This window comes from Vogesella lacus (assembly GCF_979366295.1).
This window is the reverse complement of the sequence record NZ_CEETQT010000001.1, coordinates 328,185-341,787: the sequence shown is the minus strand read 5'-3', so window position 1 is coordinate 341,787 and position 13,603 is coordinate 328,185. Positions and strand designations below refer to the sequence as shown.

At 57.1% G+C, this 13,603-nt stretch carries 9 protein-coding genes; 4 read left to right on the top strand and 5 right to left on the bottom strand.

Features of this window, described 5'->3' with window-relative positions; all coding sequences use genetic code 11:
• Nucleotides 1-48 precede the first annotated feature (48 nt).
• From ilvD to ACZ9W6_RS01545, 3 genes are all read left to right on the top strand, one after another.
• Nucleotides 49-1,905 (top strand): dihydroxy-acid dehydratase, encoded by a 1,857-nt coding sequence (gene ilvD / locus ACZ9W6_RS01555; protein WP_465189293.1) that lies wholly within the window; start codon nucleotides 49-51, stop codon nucleotides 1,903-1,905.
• A 185-nt stretch (nucleotides 1,906-2,090) separates the two neighbouring features.
• Nucleotides 2,091-5,672 carry a pilus assembly protein gene (locus ACZ9W6_RS01550; protein WP_465189292.1) on the top strand — a complete coding sequence of 1,194 codons (3,582 nt, stop codon included), beginning with the start codon at nucleotides 2,091-2,093 and terminating at the stop codon, nucleotides 5,670-5,672.
• Nucleotides 5,673-5,782: 110 nt separating this feature from the next.
• Nucleotides 5,783-7,705: a B12-binding domain-containing radical SAM protein gene (locus ACZ9W6_RS01545; protein ID WP_465189291.1), complete on the top strand. Its 1,923-nt coding sequence runs from the start codon at nucleotides 5,783-5,785 to the stop codon at nucleotides 7,703-7,705.
• Here ACZ9W6_RS01545 and ACZ9W6_RS01540 read toward each other — a convergent pair.
• Nucleotides 7,702-8,607, bottom strand: coding sequence for a substrate-binding periplasmic protein (locus ACZ9W6_RS01540; RefSeq protein WP_465189289.1), 906 nt, complete (start codon nucleotides 8,605-8,607; stop codon nucleotides 7,702-7,704). The two genes, ACZ9W6_RS01545 and ACZ9W6_RS01540, sit on opposite strands and share 4 nt — an antisense overlap.
• 96 nt (nucleotides 8,608-8,703) lie before the next feature.
• On the opposite strand from ACZ9W6_RS01540, the gene ACZ9W6_RS01535 reads away from it, so the two are divergent.
• Nucleotides 8,704-9,882 (top strand): GGDEF domain-containing protein, encoded by a 1,179-nt coding sequence (locus ACZ9W6_RS01535; RefSeq protein WP_465189288.1) that lies wholly within the window; start codon nucleotides 8,704-8,706, stop codon nucleotides 9,880-9,882.
• On the opposite strand, the gene ACZ9W6_RS01530 is transcribed toward ACZ9W6_RS01535, so the two are convergent.
• The 4 genes from ACZ9W6_RS01530 to ACZ9W6_RS01515 all read right to left on the bottom strand — a co-directional run bounded on the left by ACZ9W6_RS01530 (nucleotide 9,866) and on the right by ACZ9W6_RS01515 (nucleotide 13,486).
• Entirely contained in the window at nucleotides 9,866-10,213 is a 348-nt protein-coding gene (locus ACZ9W6_RS01530; protein WP_465189287.1) for a DMT family protein, read from the bottom strand. The two genes, ACZ9W6_RS01535 and ACZ9W6_RS01530, sit on opposite strands and share 17 nt — an antisense overlap.
• Before the next feature lie 230 nt (nucleotides 10,214-10,443).
• On the bottom strand, nucleotides 10,444-10,920 hold the full coding sequence (locus ACZ9W6_RS01525; protein ID WP_465189286.1) for an FKBP-type peptidyl-prolyl cis-trans isomerase: 477 nt from the start codon (nucleotides 10,918-10,920) through the stop codon (nucleotides 10,444-10,446).
• Nucleotides 10,921-11,069: 149 nt separating this feature from the next.
• The gene (locus tag ACZ9W6_RS01520) at nucleotides 11,070-12,215 is read right to left on the bottom strand and encodes a glycerate kinase (RefSeq protein WP_465189285.1); all 1,146 of its coding nucleotides are present in this window, start codon (nucleotides 12,213-12,215) and stop codon (nucleotides 11,070-11,072) included.
• Nucleotides 12,216-12,223: 8 nt separating this feature from the next.
• Nucleotides 12,224-13,486, bottom strand: a complete 1,263-nt coding sequence (locus tag ACZ9W6_RS01515) for a GntP family permease (protein ID WP_465189284.1) — start codon at nucleotides 13,484-13,486, stop codon at nucleotides 12,224-12,226.
• Nucleotides 13,487-13,603: the final 117 nt, after the last annotated feature.

Sequence of the window (13,603 nt, the reverse complement as noted above, 5' to 3'; positions counted from 1 at the left end):
CGCGGCCAGCTGGCCGCCAGGATTACCGTTACCAGTTTAAGGATCATCATGCCGCAATACCGTTCCAAGACCTCGACTTCCGGCCGCAATATGGCGGGTGCCCGCGCGCTGTGGCGTGCCACTGGCATGAAGGACGAAGACTTCCAGAAGCCGATTATCGCCATTGCCAACTCGTTTACCCAGTTCGTGCCCGGCCATGTGCATCTGCACAATATGGGGCAGCTGGTGGCGCGCGAGATCGAGCGTGCCGGCGGCGTGGCCAAAGAATTCAACACCATCGCCGTGGACGACGGCATCGCGATGGGCCACGGCGGCATGCTGTACAGCCTGCCCAGCCGCGACCTGATTGCCGACAGCGTGGAATACATGGTGAATGCGCACTGTGCCGACGCGCTGGTGTGCATCTCCAACTGCGACAAGATTACCCCCGGCATGCTGATGGCGGCCATGCGGCTGAATATCCCGGTAGTGTTCGTGTCGGGCGGCCCGATGGAGGCCGGCAAGGTGCAGTGGGGCAATAATATCCGCAAGCTGGACCTCGTCGATGCGATGGTCGAGGCGGCCAATAGTGCAGTGTCGGACGAAGAGGTCGACAAGGTCGAGCGTAGCGCCTGCCCGACTTGCGGTTCCTGTTCCGGCATGTTTACCGCCAACTCGATGAACTGCCTGACCGAGGCACTGGGCCTGTCCCTGCCGGGTAACGGCAGCCTGCTGGCGACCCACGCCGACCGCAAGGAGCTGTTCCTCAAGGCTGGCCGCCTGATCGTCGAGATCACCAAGCGCCATTACGAAGGCGAAGACTACAGCGTGCTGCCGCGCAGTATTGCCAGCAAGCAGGCTTTCGAGAACGCCATGAGCCTGGATGTAGCGATGGGCGGCTCGACCAATACCGTGCTGCACTTGCTGGCTGCGGCCAACGAGGCGGGCGTCGACTTCAAGATGGCCGATATCGACCGTATTTCGCGCAGCGTACCGTGCCTGTCGAAAGTGGCACCGGCTACCCAGAAATATCATATGGAAGACGTGCATCGCGCAGGCGGGGTGGTGGCGATTCTGGCCGAGCTTGATCGTGCCGGCCTGATTCATCGTGATGTGCCGACCGTGCATAGCGCGACACTGGGTACCGGCCTTGAGGCGTGGGACATCATGCGTCACGGCGAAGACAGCGAGCCGCAGCGCTTCTATCGTGCTGCGCCGGGTGGCGTGCCGACTACTATCGCCTTCAGTCAGAGCATGCGCTATCCGACCGTCGATAACGACCGTGCCGAAGGCTGCATCCGCGACAAGGCCAATGCCTATTCGCAAGACGGCGGCCTGGCCGTGCTGTACGGCAATATCGCCGAGCGTGGCTGTATCGTGAAAACCGCCGGTGTGGATGACTCCATCCTGAAATTCACCGGTCGCGCCCGCGTGTTCGAGAGTCAGGATGATGCGGTAGCCGCGATTCTGGCGGATCAGGTAGTCGCCGGTGACGTGGTGGTGATCCGCTACGAAGGCCCGAAAGGTGGTCCGGGCATGCAGGAAATGCTGTACCCGACCAGCTATCTGAAGTCCAAGGGACTGGGTAAGGCCTGCGCCTTGCTGACCGATGGCCGCTTCTCCGGCGGTACTTCCGGTCTGTCTATTGGCCACGTGTCGCCGGAGGCGGCAGAAGGCGGTGCGATTGGCTTGGTGGAAGAGGGCGACACCATCGAGATCGACATCCCGAATCGCGGCATTCATCTGGCAGTCAGCGCCGAAACGTTGGCCGCACGCCGTGCTGCTCAGGAAGCGCGTGGGGCCAAGTCATGGAAGCCGCTGTCGCGCGAGCGCGTGGTCAGCCCGGCGCTGCGTGCTTACGCCGCGATGACCACCAGTGCCGATACCGGTGCCGTACGTGATGTGTCGCAGGTTGAGCGCAAGTAAAACTGGACTTGTGTTGCAGCAAAAAGCCGGGTAACTCCCGGCTTTTTGTTTAACAGGTACAGATGATGGGTTATAGTTAAATGAGTTGTTAATTAACTGTAATTAATAGTTTTTTTTATAAGTAGCCTGAACTGTTTGCAGGCTTTGCTTAACCGGTCTTGCTGTTTCAGTATAAAGGTTGTGCCATGTCCATCTTTCCCTCGCGTTTCAAGGTACTTGCTGTCGGTTTGCTGTTTCCTGCAGTGGCAATGCCCTTGAACATACCAGCGACGCCGTTGAACGAGGTCAGGAGTGCGGATCCTAACATCATGTATCTGCTGGATGACTCGGGCTCCATGATGTGGGAGATCATGCCTGAAGATTATAAAGAGGCAAATGCAGCCGGGTATTTGTTTCCGCCGCCAGTTACTAACGTTTATGGTGGAAATAATTATACAAATGATGGTTATTATTATATTCCTTATTTTGATGATGATAATGCATTCAATGTTTTTCTGAGATCTTCAGATAATAACACACTTTTTTACAATCCTAATAATGAGTACGTTGCCTGGAGTAATGGGGATGGTACTTACTATGACGGATTGCCCAAAGCTAGTGCCACGCTCGCGTATTGGAATACCGCGAGAAAAACCGTAGGCTCGATAAATTTGACCCAGCAGCAGAATTCTAGTGATTACTGGTATGGGAAGTCTGGAGACTATTCAATTGGTGATTATCGCTATTGCCGTAATAATTGGGGCTGTTCTTCTGCAGATACGACGGCCAGAATAACCACACAAAACTATTGGCCAATTACCTACTTTGTATATAAAGGCACAGGAAATAAGACTGTGCTGCAGAATTATATTCGGTACCAGATTCGCGGTTCGACCGGCTATAGGCGTGATTTGAATGGTGGTACTGAGCAGGCAATTACGACTTTCCCTTCTGGTCGAACAGTAGCTGCCGAAGCCGCCAACTTTGCAACTTGGTTTCAGTATTATCGTTCGCGAATTCTAGCAGCTAAAGGTAGTACCTCATTGGCCTTTGCTGATTTAGGGTCTAACTTCAGAATTGGATTTGCCACTATTAATGATAAGTCAAGTGCTTACTATGTTCCTGTGCCTACTTCCGGAAATTTTTCATCTACAAATAGACAGAATTTTTTTCAAGAACTACTTAATTTACCGATATCAGCATCTGGTACTCCATTAAGGTCTGCACTGCAGTGGTCAGGTGAGAATTTTCGCAATAACTACTGGCAGGATAATGTCAGCTGCCGGAGATCATTCACTATTCTTACAACTGACGGGTATTGGAGCTCGGAGACTATAAGTAATGTTGGTAATCAGGATTTAGACGAAGGTAAACCTTATTCGGATGGATTCTCTAATACATTGGCTGATGTGGCTATGTATTACTGGAAAACAGACCTGTCCGGCCTGGTAAACAATATTCCACCAACCCGCAAAAACTCTCAAACTAAGCAGCATATGACGACATTCAGCCTTTCCATGGGTTTGCGTGGGAGTCTGGATCCGAAAGTTGATTTGCCGGCATTGGAAGCAGGTACAAAAAGCTGGCCAAATCCTACGTCAAATGACAGGTATAAGATTGACGATTTGTGGCATGCCGCAGTCAATAGCCGTGGCTCGTTCGTGGCCGCGGCCAACCCTGACGAATTCCGTCAGGGTCTGGCGGATGCGCTGAGTGAAATCAGCTCTGAAGTACCGTTGACGCCGCCGGCAGCGTCGTTCAATACCGATGGTGAAACCATCTCGGTAGAAGCCGGTTATTCGCCTGATGATTACTCCGGGAAATTGTTCGGTAAAAAGAAGGCAACAGGCACCAGCAAATTTTCGGTAAATCTGTGGGCGGCGCATGATCTGCTGCAATCCGATAGTGGTCGCCAGATCATTATTGGCGATCCGGAAACCAATTATGCCTTGCCATTTACCAACGCAGCACTGCAGACGGCCAACCTGCAATCACGGTTTGGTAATAGTACAGAAGCTCCCAAGCTGATTGACTATTTGCGTGGTAGTGCCACGAATGAAGGAGCTAAGTATCGCAAACGTACCAAGACCAAGCTGGGTAGCCTCATGCATTCGACCTCGGTTGAAGTTGGCCCTCCGGATGGTCTGCGTAACCCTGGCGGCAAGCTACTTTATAACGAGACAGGGTATTCGAGTTTTTATAACACCTATAAAGACAGGACTCGGCTGATTTATATCGGTGCCAATGATGGCATGGTGCATGCATTTAATGCAGTTACCGGGCGTGAGGCGTTTGCCTATATCCCTGGTTATTTTATCCACAGTACCAGCCTGACGCCGCTCGCAGATATCAGCGATCCGAATTTCGTAAATAAATATTATGTTGATGGCGCACTGAGTGATGCTGCGGCCAGACTGCAGTCTGGCCAGTGGCGTACCTTGCTTGCCGGTGGATTGCGGGCGGGTGGCAAGGGTATGTTCCTGCTGGATATTACCGACCCTGCCTTGCTAACTGAGGCAAATGCCAATTCTATCGTGCATTGGGAGTTCACCAGTCGAGAGGATGATGATCTTGGTCTGACTTTTGGCAAGCCCAAGATCGCCAAAATGAATGATGGCACCTGGAAGGTTTTGATGCCCAATGGCTATGATAGTGCCAAAAATAATGGTGCACTGTTTTTCCTGCCGGTAGAAAAAGTCCGTCGGGCCGAATGGTCAGCCTCGGGGCGTTACAAGAAAATGGTGCTTGATGGGAAGAAGGGCTTGTCAGATATTGCCACATATGATGTTGATAATAACGGTACGGTAGATCTGATTTATGCCGGAGATTTGCTGGGTAATTTATGGAAGTTTGATGTGTCTGCCAGTAATCCGGCAGCGTGGACATCAACTGAAATGTTTACGGCTCTAGGGCCTGATGGCAAGGTGCAGCCGATTACCTTTGCGCCAGTTATCTCGCCCAATCCCTTGGTAACTGACAAGACAGCCACGGTCGCCAAGCCGAATATTCTTGTGTCGGTATTGGGTTCTAAGTACATCGAGACTTGTGATCTGAGCAATCCGATAAACTGTTCTGGGGAGTCTACCCAGCGTAGTGTTTATTCGATGTGGGATGTAGGTGTGCGAATCTGTGGTAGACAGGACTTGGCACAGCATCAGGTAATTGACTTTACTTCTGAGCGTCGAAGTACTTTCCGTTACGCCACACTCAATTACCCGGATAAGTCGGTTGTTGACGCGGCCTGCCCGGTTTCAGGGGTTCGAAACCTTGGCAACGCGGCCGGTACGCAGAGTTATAGTCTGTCGACTTACAAGCTGGGCTTTTACTTTGACTTCAAGCTGGATATGCAAAGACCGACCAAGTTTCTGTATACCAATGACAGTGTTAATCCGCGCCTGTTTATCGGCTATGACTATGCGACTGATGTAACTAATAGTTGCGACAAGGGCATGCTGTCGGACTTTTATGATAACTATGCGCTGTCGGCCAAGCCGGTAACCGGTTATGCAAGTCCGACTTACACCGCGGCAGAATTGGCCAGCATCCGCAGTACACTTATCGGCAAGGGGTATAGCGGGGCGACGCTGGAGGGCTTGATGTCCGGGCTTGGTGGCCGCGGTACAGACGATCGCCTGCCCTTGTTTGTTGCTTCGGACTACTACTGGGATTACAAGATCTCCAAGTGCAAACAGAACGTTGGCGGGATCGAGGTCATTGTGCCGAACTCTTACTGCGGTATGGGGCGAGTGATCAAGCGGGTTACCTGGCGCGAAATTACTGCATATTGACCCTGTCTTTTCCCTACTGATGGAGCTGTTGCCAGTGACGGCTTCGTGAGAAAATACATGCTTCGGGCAGCCATTGGCTGCCCGCCTTGTTTTTATCCGGAAAATTGTCGATGACTCACGCTGCCTTGCCCAAAATCCTGTCCCTGATTCCGCCGATGACGCAGTTGAATACGCCGTATCCGTCTACGGCCTATATCACCGGTTTTCTGCGTTCGCGCGATATTCCGGCGGTGCAGGAGGATCTGGCGCTGGCGCTGGTGTTGCGGCTGTTTTCTGCGGCAGGCTTGGCAGCTGTCCGCGAGCGTATCGACAGCATCCCGCCGAAAAAGCGCAGCGACCAACTGTGGTTTTTCCTCGAGCACTACGAGCAATACCTGGCCACGATAGATCGTGTGATTGCCTTTTTGCAGGGGCGGGACAGCACGCTGGCGCATCGCATTTGCAGTCGCGGCCTGTTGCCTGAGGGTGCGCGTTTTGTCGCGCTCGATAACTATATGGATCCGGATGACCCCGAGGCCGATCCGCTGGCCTGGGCATTTGGTGCGCTGGGTAGTTACGATCGTGCACGCCATCTGGCCACGCTGTACCTGAATGATCTGGCGGACGTGGTGCGGGATTCGGTGGATAGCCGCTTCGAGTTCGTGCGTTATGCCGAGTCGCTGGCGATGAGTCAGCCGACGTTTGACCCATTGGCAGATGCGCTGGCGCTGCGGCCAACCCTGGTCGACGACATGCTGCAAGAGCTGACCATCGCGGCGATCGAGCAGCATCAGCCGGATCTCGTGCTGTTGTCGGTGCCGTTCCCTGGTTCGGTGTATGCGGCTTTCCGTATTGCGCAGACTATCAAGCAACGTTGGCCGCATATCCGTACAGCGCTTGGCGGCGGCTTTGCCAATACCGAGCTGCGCGAATTGCGCGAGCCGCGCGTGTTCGACTATTTCGATTTCGTCACGCTGGACGATGGCGAGAAGCCCCTGTTGGCACTTGTCGAGCATTTGCAGGGCAAACGGGGTATCAGCCGTCTGGTGCGTACTTATGTGCGTGAAGACGGGCAGGTGCGCTACGTGAACATGATGGAAGGCGATGTGCCGTTTTCCGAGGTGGGTACGCCAACCTGGGATGGCTTGCCGATCGACCGTTATCTGTCGCTGCTCGACATGCTCAACCCCATGCATAGACTGTGGAGTGATGGCCGCTGGAACAAGCTGACCGTTGCGCATGGCTGTTACTGGAAGAAGTGCAGCTTCTGTGACGTGACGCTGGATTACATCTCGCGTTACGAAACCGCCTCGGCCGAGACGCTGGTTGATCGTATCGAGGCCATCATTGCCGAAACCGGCCAGACCGGTTTCCACTTTGTGGATGAGGCCGCGCCGCCGAAAATGCTGCGCGCGCTGGCGGAAGAGCTGCTGCGTCGCAAGGTGTCGATCTCGTGGTGGGGCAATATCCGTTTCGAAAAATCCTTCACGCCCGAGCTGTGCCAGTTGCTGGCCGAGTCGGGCTGTATCGCGATCTCCGGCGGGCTGGAAGTGGCGTCCGATCGCCTGCTGAAACTGATGAAGAAGGGCGTGTCGGTGGATCAGGTGGCGCGTGTCACGCATGGCTTTACCCAAGCCGGCATTCTGGTGCATGCCTATCTGATGTATGGCTTCCCGACCCAGACGGTGCAAGACACGGTAGATGCACTCGAATACGTGCGCCAGCTGTTTGAAAACGGCTGCATCCAGAGCGGCTTCTTCCACCGCTTTGCCTGTACAGTGCATTCGCCGGTCGGCCAGAATCCTGAAGAGTATGGCGTGAAGCTGATTCCGCTGCCCGAGGTGACATTCGCCAAGAACGACGTTGGCTTTATCGATCCGACCGGTACCGATCACAATGCCATGGGCCGCGCGCTGAACAAGGCGCTGTACAACTATATGCACGGCATCGGGCTGGAGGCGGATGTGCGCGAGTGGTTTGATGGCCGCGTACCGCGCAGCAAAGTGCCGCGCCACTTCGTTGGCAAGGCACTGCATGGTGCGGGCAGGGCTTAACGGCTGCTGATCGGCGTCGGGCTAGCCTTGTCCTTTGGCGGCAGGGCAGGGGTGGCCGCAGGGATGTTGACTGGCCAGCTGCGATAGTCAGGCAGATAGCGCCGCGCAATGCGATCTGTCTCGCCGCTTTCCTGCATGCGTTTCAATTCCAGCGCCAGTTTGCCGGCGGTAGAGGCCGGGTCAATCATGCTTGGCAGATTGTCCAGATCCAGCGGCTTGTCCTTGCGATAGCGCGGGTTGGGTATTTCGCGATAGTGGCGGGAGTGCCGGGAAAAGCCGAACAGCTGGGCGAACTCCGGCTCGCCACACTCGGTCAGCAGCTTCAGCCCGCTATCCCGAAGTGGCTTGCTGTCTGGCTGTTTCAGGTACCACATCAGCGGGTCGCGTTCGATAAAGAAAATATCGGCGCGTTCCTCGCGCAGCAGGCGCACTGCCTGGTCGATATCAATCCTCGCACCCAGAATGACGGGTTTGAGCAGGGGGAATTGCTTGTCTATGGTTTCCTTGCTGCTGCCAAGTTCGGCAATGACCTTAAGCAGCGGTGCGCTTTCCGGGCCGTTGAACTCAGCAACAGCCGGCCTCGCCAGACAGACTTCACGGGTATGTAGGCCGTTCTCCATCCAGTTCATGACCGGGATGCGATCAAGGCTGAACGAGCCGGGATAAAGATCAACCAGCCCAGCCTGCATATCGGCAAGCATGCGCTTTTTCGGCATGCGTTCGACTCGGATATCCAGCCCGATCCGGCTGGCGGCCACTTTCAGCAGATCCAGAAAGATACCCTTGTTGGACGGGGCTTCGGCGATATAGGGCTCTTTCTCACGTTCCGGATAGCTGACCACCAGCTCGGCGGCGAAGACCGGCTGGCAGAGCAGAAGTGAGGCAAAAACGAGCAGGCGCATGATGACCCTTGTTGTAAATCAGTCTGATGTTGGCCGCATGGCGGCAATGGCCTGAACGATTGCCTACACTCATAGCATTCGTGCGCGGGGGCTGCAATGAGCGATCCACAAACCATTCTGCAGGCAACGGTTGCAGTTTGCAGTGTAGCCGCATTTAGCTGGGGTGTGATCGGTGTTGCCCTGCGCATGTCGCCGCGCGTCTCGATGATGTTCATTCTGACCAACCTTTTGATGGCGGTCAGTCTGGTGCTGACTTCCTGGCGGGCAGAGGGCGGCCATTATCTGCTGATTTACCCGCTTGCCGACCTGTTGGGGCTGTGCAGTTTTGCCAGTCTGCGACTGGGTATTCACCGCTTTACTCATGGTGAATGGCGCTGGCGTGAGACTGCTTTGCTGCTGTTGCCGGTGATGGCGTTGATGCTGACGGTTGATTACCTGCCAGCGAGCAAATTGCCGGCGCTGTCCTACTCGCTGATCGCCGCGATTTTCAGCGGTCTCACCCTGCATGATGCCTGGCGCGGCATCGGTGGCAGCCTGCTGCGGGTGATTGCCACCCATATCATGCTCAGCCCTATTCTGGCGGTATTCGTGCTGTTTGCCGGCCGGTTTTTGCTGGTGTCGGCAGGCTTTGGCGACAATGGCGCGTCCATGTCTACCGGCAGTTTCAACACCATTTTCCTGTTTTCGGGGATGATCCTCGCGTTGGCCATCAATATCGCGCTGATTGGGCTCGTCACCCAGCGGCTGGTCGACCGCTTGCGTCTCTTGTCACAAACCGACCCGATGACCGGGGTGCTGAACCGTCGCGAGCTGGCGAAGCAGGTGCAAAGAATGCAGCAGCGGCAACTGGATGCGGGAGATGACTACGCCTTGTGCGTTGTCGATGTCGATCATTTCAAGGCCATCAACGACCGTTATGGCCATGCTGCCGGCGATGCTGCGCTGCTGCATCTGGTGGCGATGATTACCGATGGTATTCGCGCTGAAGATTTGCTGGCGAGATTGGGCGGCGAGGAGTTCTGCATGGTCTTGCCCGATACCACGCTGGAAGAGGCCGGCTTCGTTGCGCAGCGGCTGTGCGATCTGGTCGCCAGCCAGCCATTGCAATGGGAGGGCAACGAGATTCCGCTGACCATCAGCGTCGGCGTGACTGTGGGTGCCAAGGCCGATCATGGCACCGATGCGCTGTACCGTCGTGCCGACATCGCGCTTTACCGTGCCAAGAATGCTGGCCGCAATTGCGTGATGCTGGCGCCGGTCAGTTGCGAAACATGAAGTACACCGCCCCCATCAGGCAAAAACCCGCCCAGACATAATCCCACTTGAACGGCTGGTTCATGTAGAACACGGCAAAGGGGATGAACACCGACAGCGTGATCGCCTCTTGCAGGATCTTCAGTTGCGCGAGCGACATCACCGAAAAGCCGATACGGTTGGCCGGCACCTGCAGCAAGTACTCGAACAGTGCAATGCCCCAGCTGGCGAAGGCTGCGATATACCAAGGCTTGCCCGACATGTCTTTAAGATGCGCATACCAGGCAAAAGTCATGAAGATGTTCGAGAGAATCAGCAGAAAAGGCGTAAGCAGGTAGGGCGACAGGGTCATGATGTCCGGCAGCAAAAAAGCGGCATTATGCCGGATTGGCGCACAGGTGGCAGCAGGATGGTGCTGCGGCCAACGTTACGGCGGTGATCGTCTGGTTGATACGGGTATATTCGTGGCGGGTGCGGCAGGGCTTGTCGCTGTCGCGGCAGTGCTGCAAAAGAAAAAAGCCCCGGAATCCGGGGCTTTTTTGCTGATGCTGTGGCGAGGCTGTCGCCGAAGCGTCGGGTCAATCAGTGCTGATGGCCATGTTCGCCATGCACGTGCTGATGGGCGATTTCTTCTTCGGTGGCGGCGCGGACGTCCAGCACCTTGATGGCAAAGCGCAGGGTCTTGCCGCACAGCGGATGGTTGCCATCCAGCAGCACGGTCGGGCCCTTGATCTTGGTGACGAAGTAGTAGCGCGGCTGGCCGTCCGGGCCCATGCGCTGGATCTGGCCACCGACTTTCACGCCCGGCGGGAAGTCGGCTTTCGGCATGGTGGTAACCAGCGTGTCATCACGCTCGCCGAAGGCATCTTCGCTGGCCAGCGTCAGGGCGGTTTCGAAACCGGCTTCCTGGCCTTCGAGGGCGGCTTCGATTTTCGGGAACAGGTTGTCGTAATCGCCATGCAGGTAGGCAACCGGATGTTTGCCATCATCGTAAACATTGCCCTGGCTGTCGGTGACTTTCATGCGCAGGGTAACGGCGGTGTTTTCGGTAATTTTCATGGTGGGATTCCGGCAAAAGAAAAACAAGGCGGGCAGGTTCGCAGTTCGGCGCGGCAGTGTCAACCGCTGTCAGAAGTAGCAAGGCGGGCGGGTGGTGTCATCGGCAAGCCTGGCCGCAAGCTGAGGGGCTTGCGGCCAAGTTGTCGGATTTAGCGCAGGGTAGTCGACAGGCTCAGCAAGGCCGCCACATTGCGCGCGGTGCGCTGCAGGTTTTCGCGCGCGCCGGCCAGCGCTTCTTCGAGTGGCATGGCGCGGCTGACGCAGTCAAACACCGCCAGCATGCCGTGCTCGTGCACCGCATCAACGCCATCGCCGAGGCAGCCGCCAATGGCGATGACCGGGATGTTTTGCTGGCGCGCCAGCTCGGTAACGCCGAATGGCGTCTTGCCGAACACAGTCTGGCCGTCGAGACGGCCTTCGCCGGTAATCACGAGATCAGCCCCCGCTAGTTTGTCGGCGAGGCGAGTGGCGTCAAGCACGATGTCGATGCCGCGGCGCAGACGGGCATTAAAGAAAGCCAGTGCCGCCGCGCCCATGCCGCCGGCCGCGCCACTGCCTGGTGCCTGTTCGACATCCTTGCCTAGTTGCTGGCGGATGATGCTGGCGTAGTGGCATAGCGCGAGATCAAGCTCGGCCACCATCTCGGGGGTTGCGCCTTTTTGCGGCCCGAAGATGGCAGATGCGCCGCGCTCGCCGGTCAGCGGGTTGGTGACATCGCAGGCGACTTCGAATTCGCAGTCGGCAAGGCGACGGTCAAGCTGGCTCAGGTCGATGCTGGCCAGCTGGCGCAAGGCGGCGCCGCCTTCCGGCAAGGTTTGGCCGCCGATATCGAGAAAGCGCGCACCGAGTGCGGCCAACATGCCGCTGCCGCCGTCATTGGTGGCCGAGCCGCCAATGGCGAGGATGAAGCGGCGCGCGCCCAGGTCCAGCGCATGGGCAATCAGCTGGCCGGTGCCCCAGGTGCTGGTCAGCATCGGGTTGCGTTCGGCGGCAGGTACCAGCGCGAGGCCGCTGGCGGCGGCCATCTCGATCACGGCGGTTTCGCCATCTCCCAGCATGCCCCAGCAGGCCTCGATGCGGCGGCCCAGCGGCGAGCGTACCTCGCGTTGGTAACGTTGGCCGCCGGTCGCGTCAATCAACGCATCCAGCGTACCTTCGCCACCATCGGCAACCGGCACTTGCAGCAGTTCGGCGTCAGGGAAGCGTTCACCCATCGCCTCGGCGATGATAGCGGCAACCTCGCTCGCGCTCAGGGTCTCCTTGAAGGAGTCGGGGGCAATGACAATCTTATTCATGTTAAACCTCAGGCCAGGCCCAATACGCCATACAGTACGACAGACAGCACGGTAATGCCGAGTCCGATGGCAGTTTCATACGGAATCAGTTTCAGACGCTCCTGCATCGACATGCCAACCGCGCCGGCTGTGGCGTGGAAGAAGCTGCCGTGCGGCAGGTGATCAAGCACGGTGGCGCCGGAGTGGATCATCGCGGCAGACGCCAGCGGTGATACGCCAAGCGTGGTGAGCGTGGCGCCGAATACTTGCGAAGCGACGGCGGTGCCGGCGGTAGTCGAGGCGGTGGCCATCGACATCAGGATGCCGGCTACCGGTGCCAGCACATAAGCCGGCATGCCCAGGCCGCTGACAGCGTCGATCAGCAGGCTCTTCAGGCCGGAGTTGGCAATGATGCCGGCCAGCGTGCCGGTACCCAGCAGCATCACGGCAACCGGCATCATGCGCTGCAGGCCGGCAATGCTGAACTGGTTGATGCGGGCAGTTTGCCCCATGGCGATCGCGCCGATGATGCCGCCCAGCGGTAGCGCCAGCAGCGGGTCGATCTTGATGCCGGCCAGCGGGCGCAGTGCCAGCAGGCCGATGGCTACCAGCGGGGCAGTCATCGCGGCAGCGAAGCTCGGGCCGCTGCCGGCCGGATGTGCGGCCAACTCGCTGGCGCTGACTTGCGAGCCTTGATGTGCCACGCGACGGGCGAGGAAATACGCCAGTGTCAGGCCCAGCAGGCCCGGCACCACACCGGCCATCATGACCGAGGTCAGTGGCTGGTGAAAGGCATCGGAGGCGGCAATGGTATTCGGGTTGGGCGACATCACGTTGCCGGCCTTGCCGCCGCCTATCATCGCCAGGAGCACGGCAAAGCGCGACAGGCCGGCGCGTTCGGCAATGGTCAGGGCAATCGGCGCGACAGTAATCACCGCCACGTCGATAAAGACGCCGACGCTGGTCAGTACCAGCGTCGCCAATGCCAGTGCCAGCAGGGCGCGGACTTCGCCCAGTTTTTGCACGATGGTGTCGGCAATGCGACTGGCTGCGCCGGATTCGATCAGCACACCGGCAAGGACGCCGGCGGCCAGAATGCGCAACACCGCCGGGATAATGTTTTTGGCACCGCCCATCATCAGATCGACGGTTTCAACGAGACCCGCACCACCGATCAGGCCGCCTATCAGTGCGCCGGCGATCATGCCGTAGGTGGGCGAAACTTTCTTGAGAATCAGGCCTATGGCCACGACGAGGGCAGCAATGGCCCCGAGACTGCTGACTGCTTCCATGATTCGGCTCTCTGTGTTTGTTTTGGATGTGCTGGGTGCTTTGCCACCTTAAACAAACGTCGGCCGTGAGTAATCGTTAAGTTGCACAAATGAATACCAAAATTCAACCGTTATTAT

Bases quoted from the DNA above. Each gene is read 5' to 3' on its own strand.
- ilvD (WP_465189293.1), top strand. From the start codon at position 49: ATGCCGCAATACCGTTCCAAGACCTCGACTTCCGGCCGCAATATGGCG.
- ACZ9W6_RS01550 (WP_465189292.1), top strand. From the start codon at position 2,091: ATGTCCATCTTTCCCTCGCGTTTCAAGGTACTTGCTGTCGGTTTGCTG.
- ACZ9W6_RS01545 (WP_465189291.1), top strand. From the start codon at position 5,783: ATGACTCACGCTGCCTTGCCCAAAATCCTGTCCCTGATTCCGCCGATG.
- ACZ9W6_RS01540 (WP_465189289.1), bottom strand. From the start codon at position 8,607: ATGCGCCTGCTCGTTTTTGCCTCACTTCTGCTCTGCCAGCCGGTCTTC.
- ACZ9W6_RS01535 (WP_465189288.1), top strand. From the start codon at position 8,704: ATGAGCGATCCACAAACCATTCTGCAGGCAACGGTTGCAGTTTGCAGT.
- ACZ9W6_RS01530 (WP_465189287.1), bottom strand. From the start codon at position 10,213: ATGACCCTGTCGCCCTACCTGCTTACGCCTTTTCTGCTGATTCTCTCG.
- ACZ9W6_RS01525 (WP_465189286.1), bottom strand. From the start codon at position 10,920: ATGAAAATTACCGAAAACACCGCCGTTACCCTGCGCATGAAAGTCACC.
- ACZ9W6_RS01520 (WP_465189285.1), bottom strand. From the start codon at position 12,215: ATGAATAAGATTGTCATTGCCCCCGACTCCTTCAAGGAGACCCTGAGC.
- ACZ9W6_RS01515 (WP_465189284.1), bottom strand. From the start codon at position 13,486: ATGGAAGCAGTCAGCAGTCTCGGGGCCATTGCTGCCCTCGTCGTGGCC.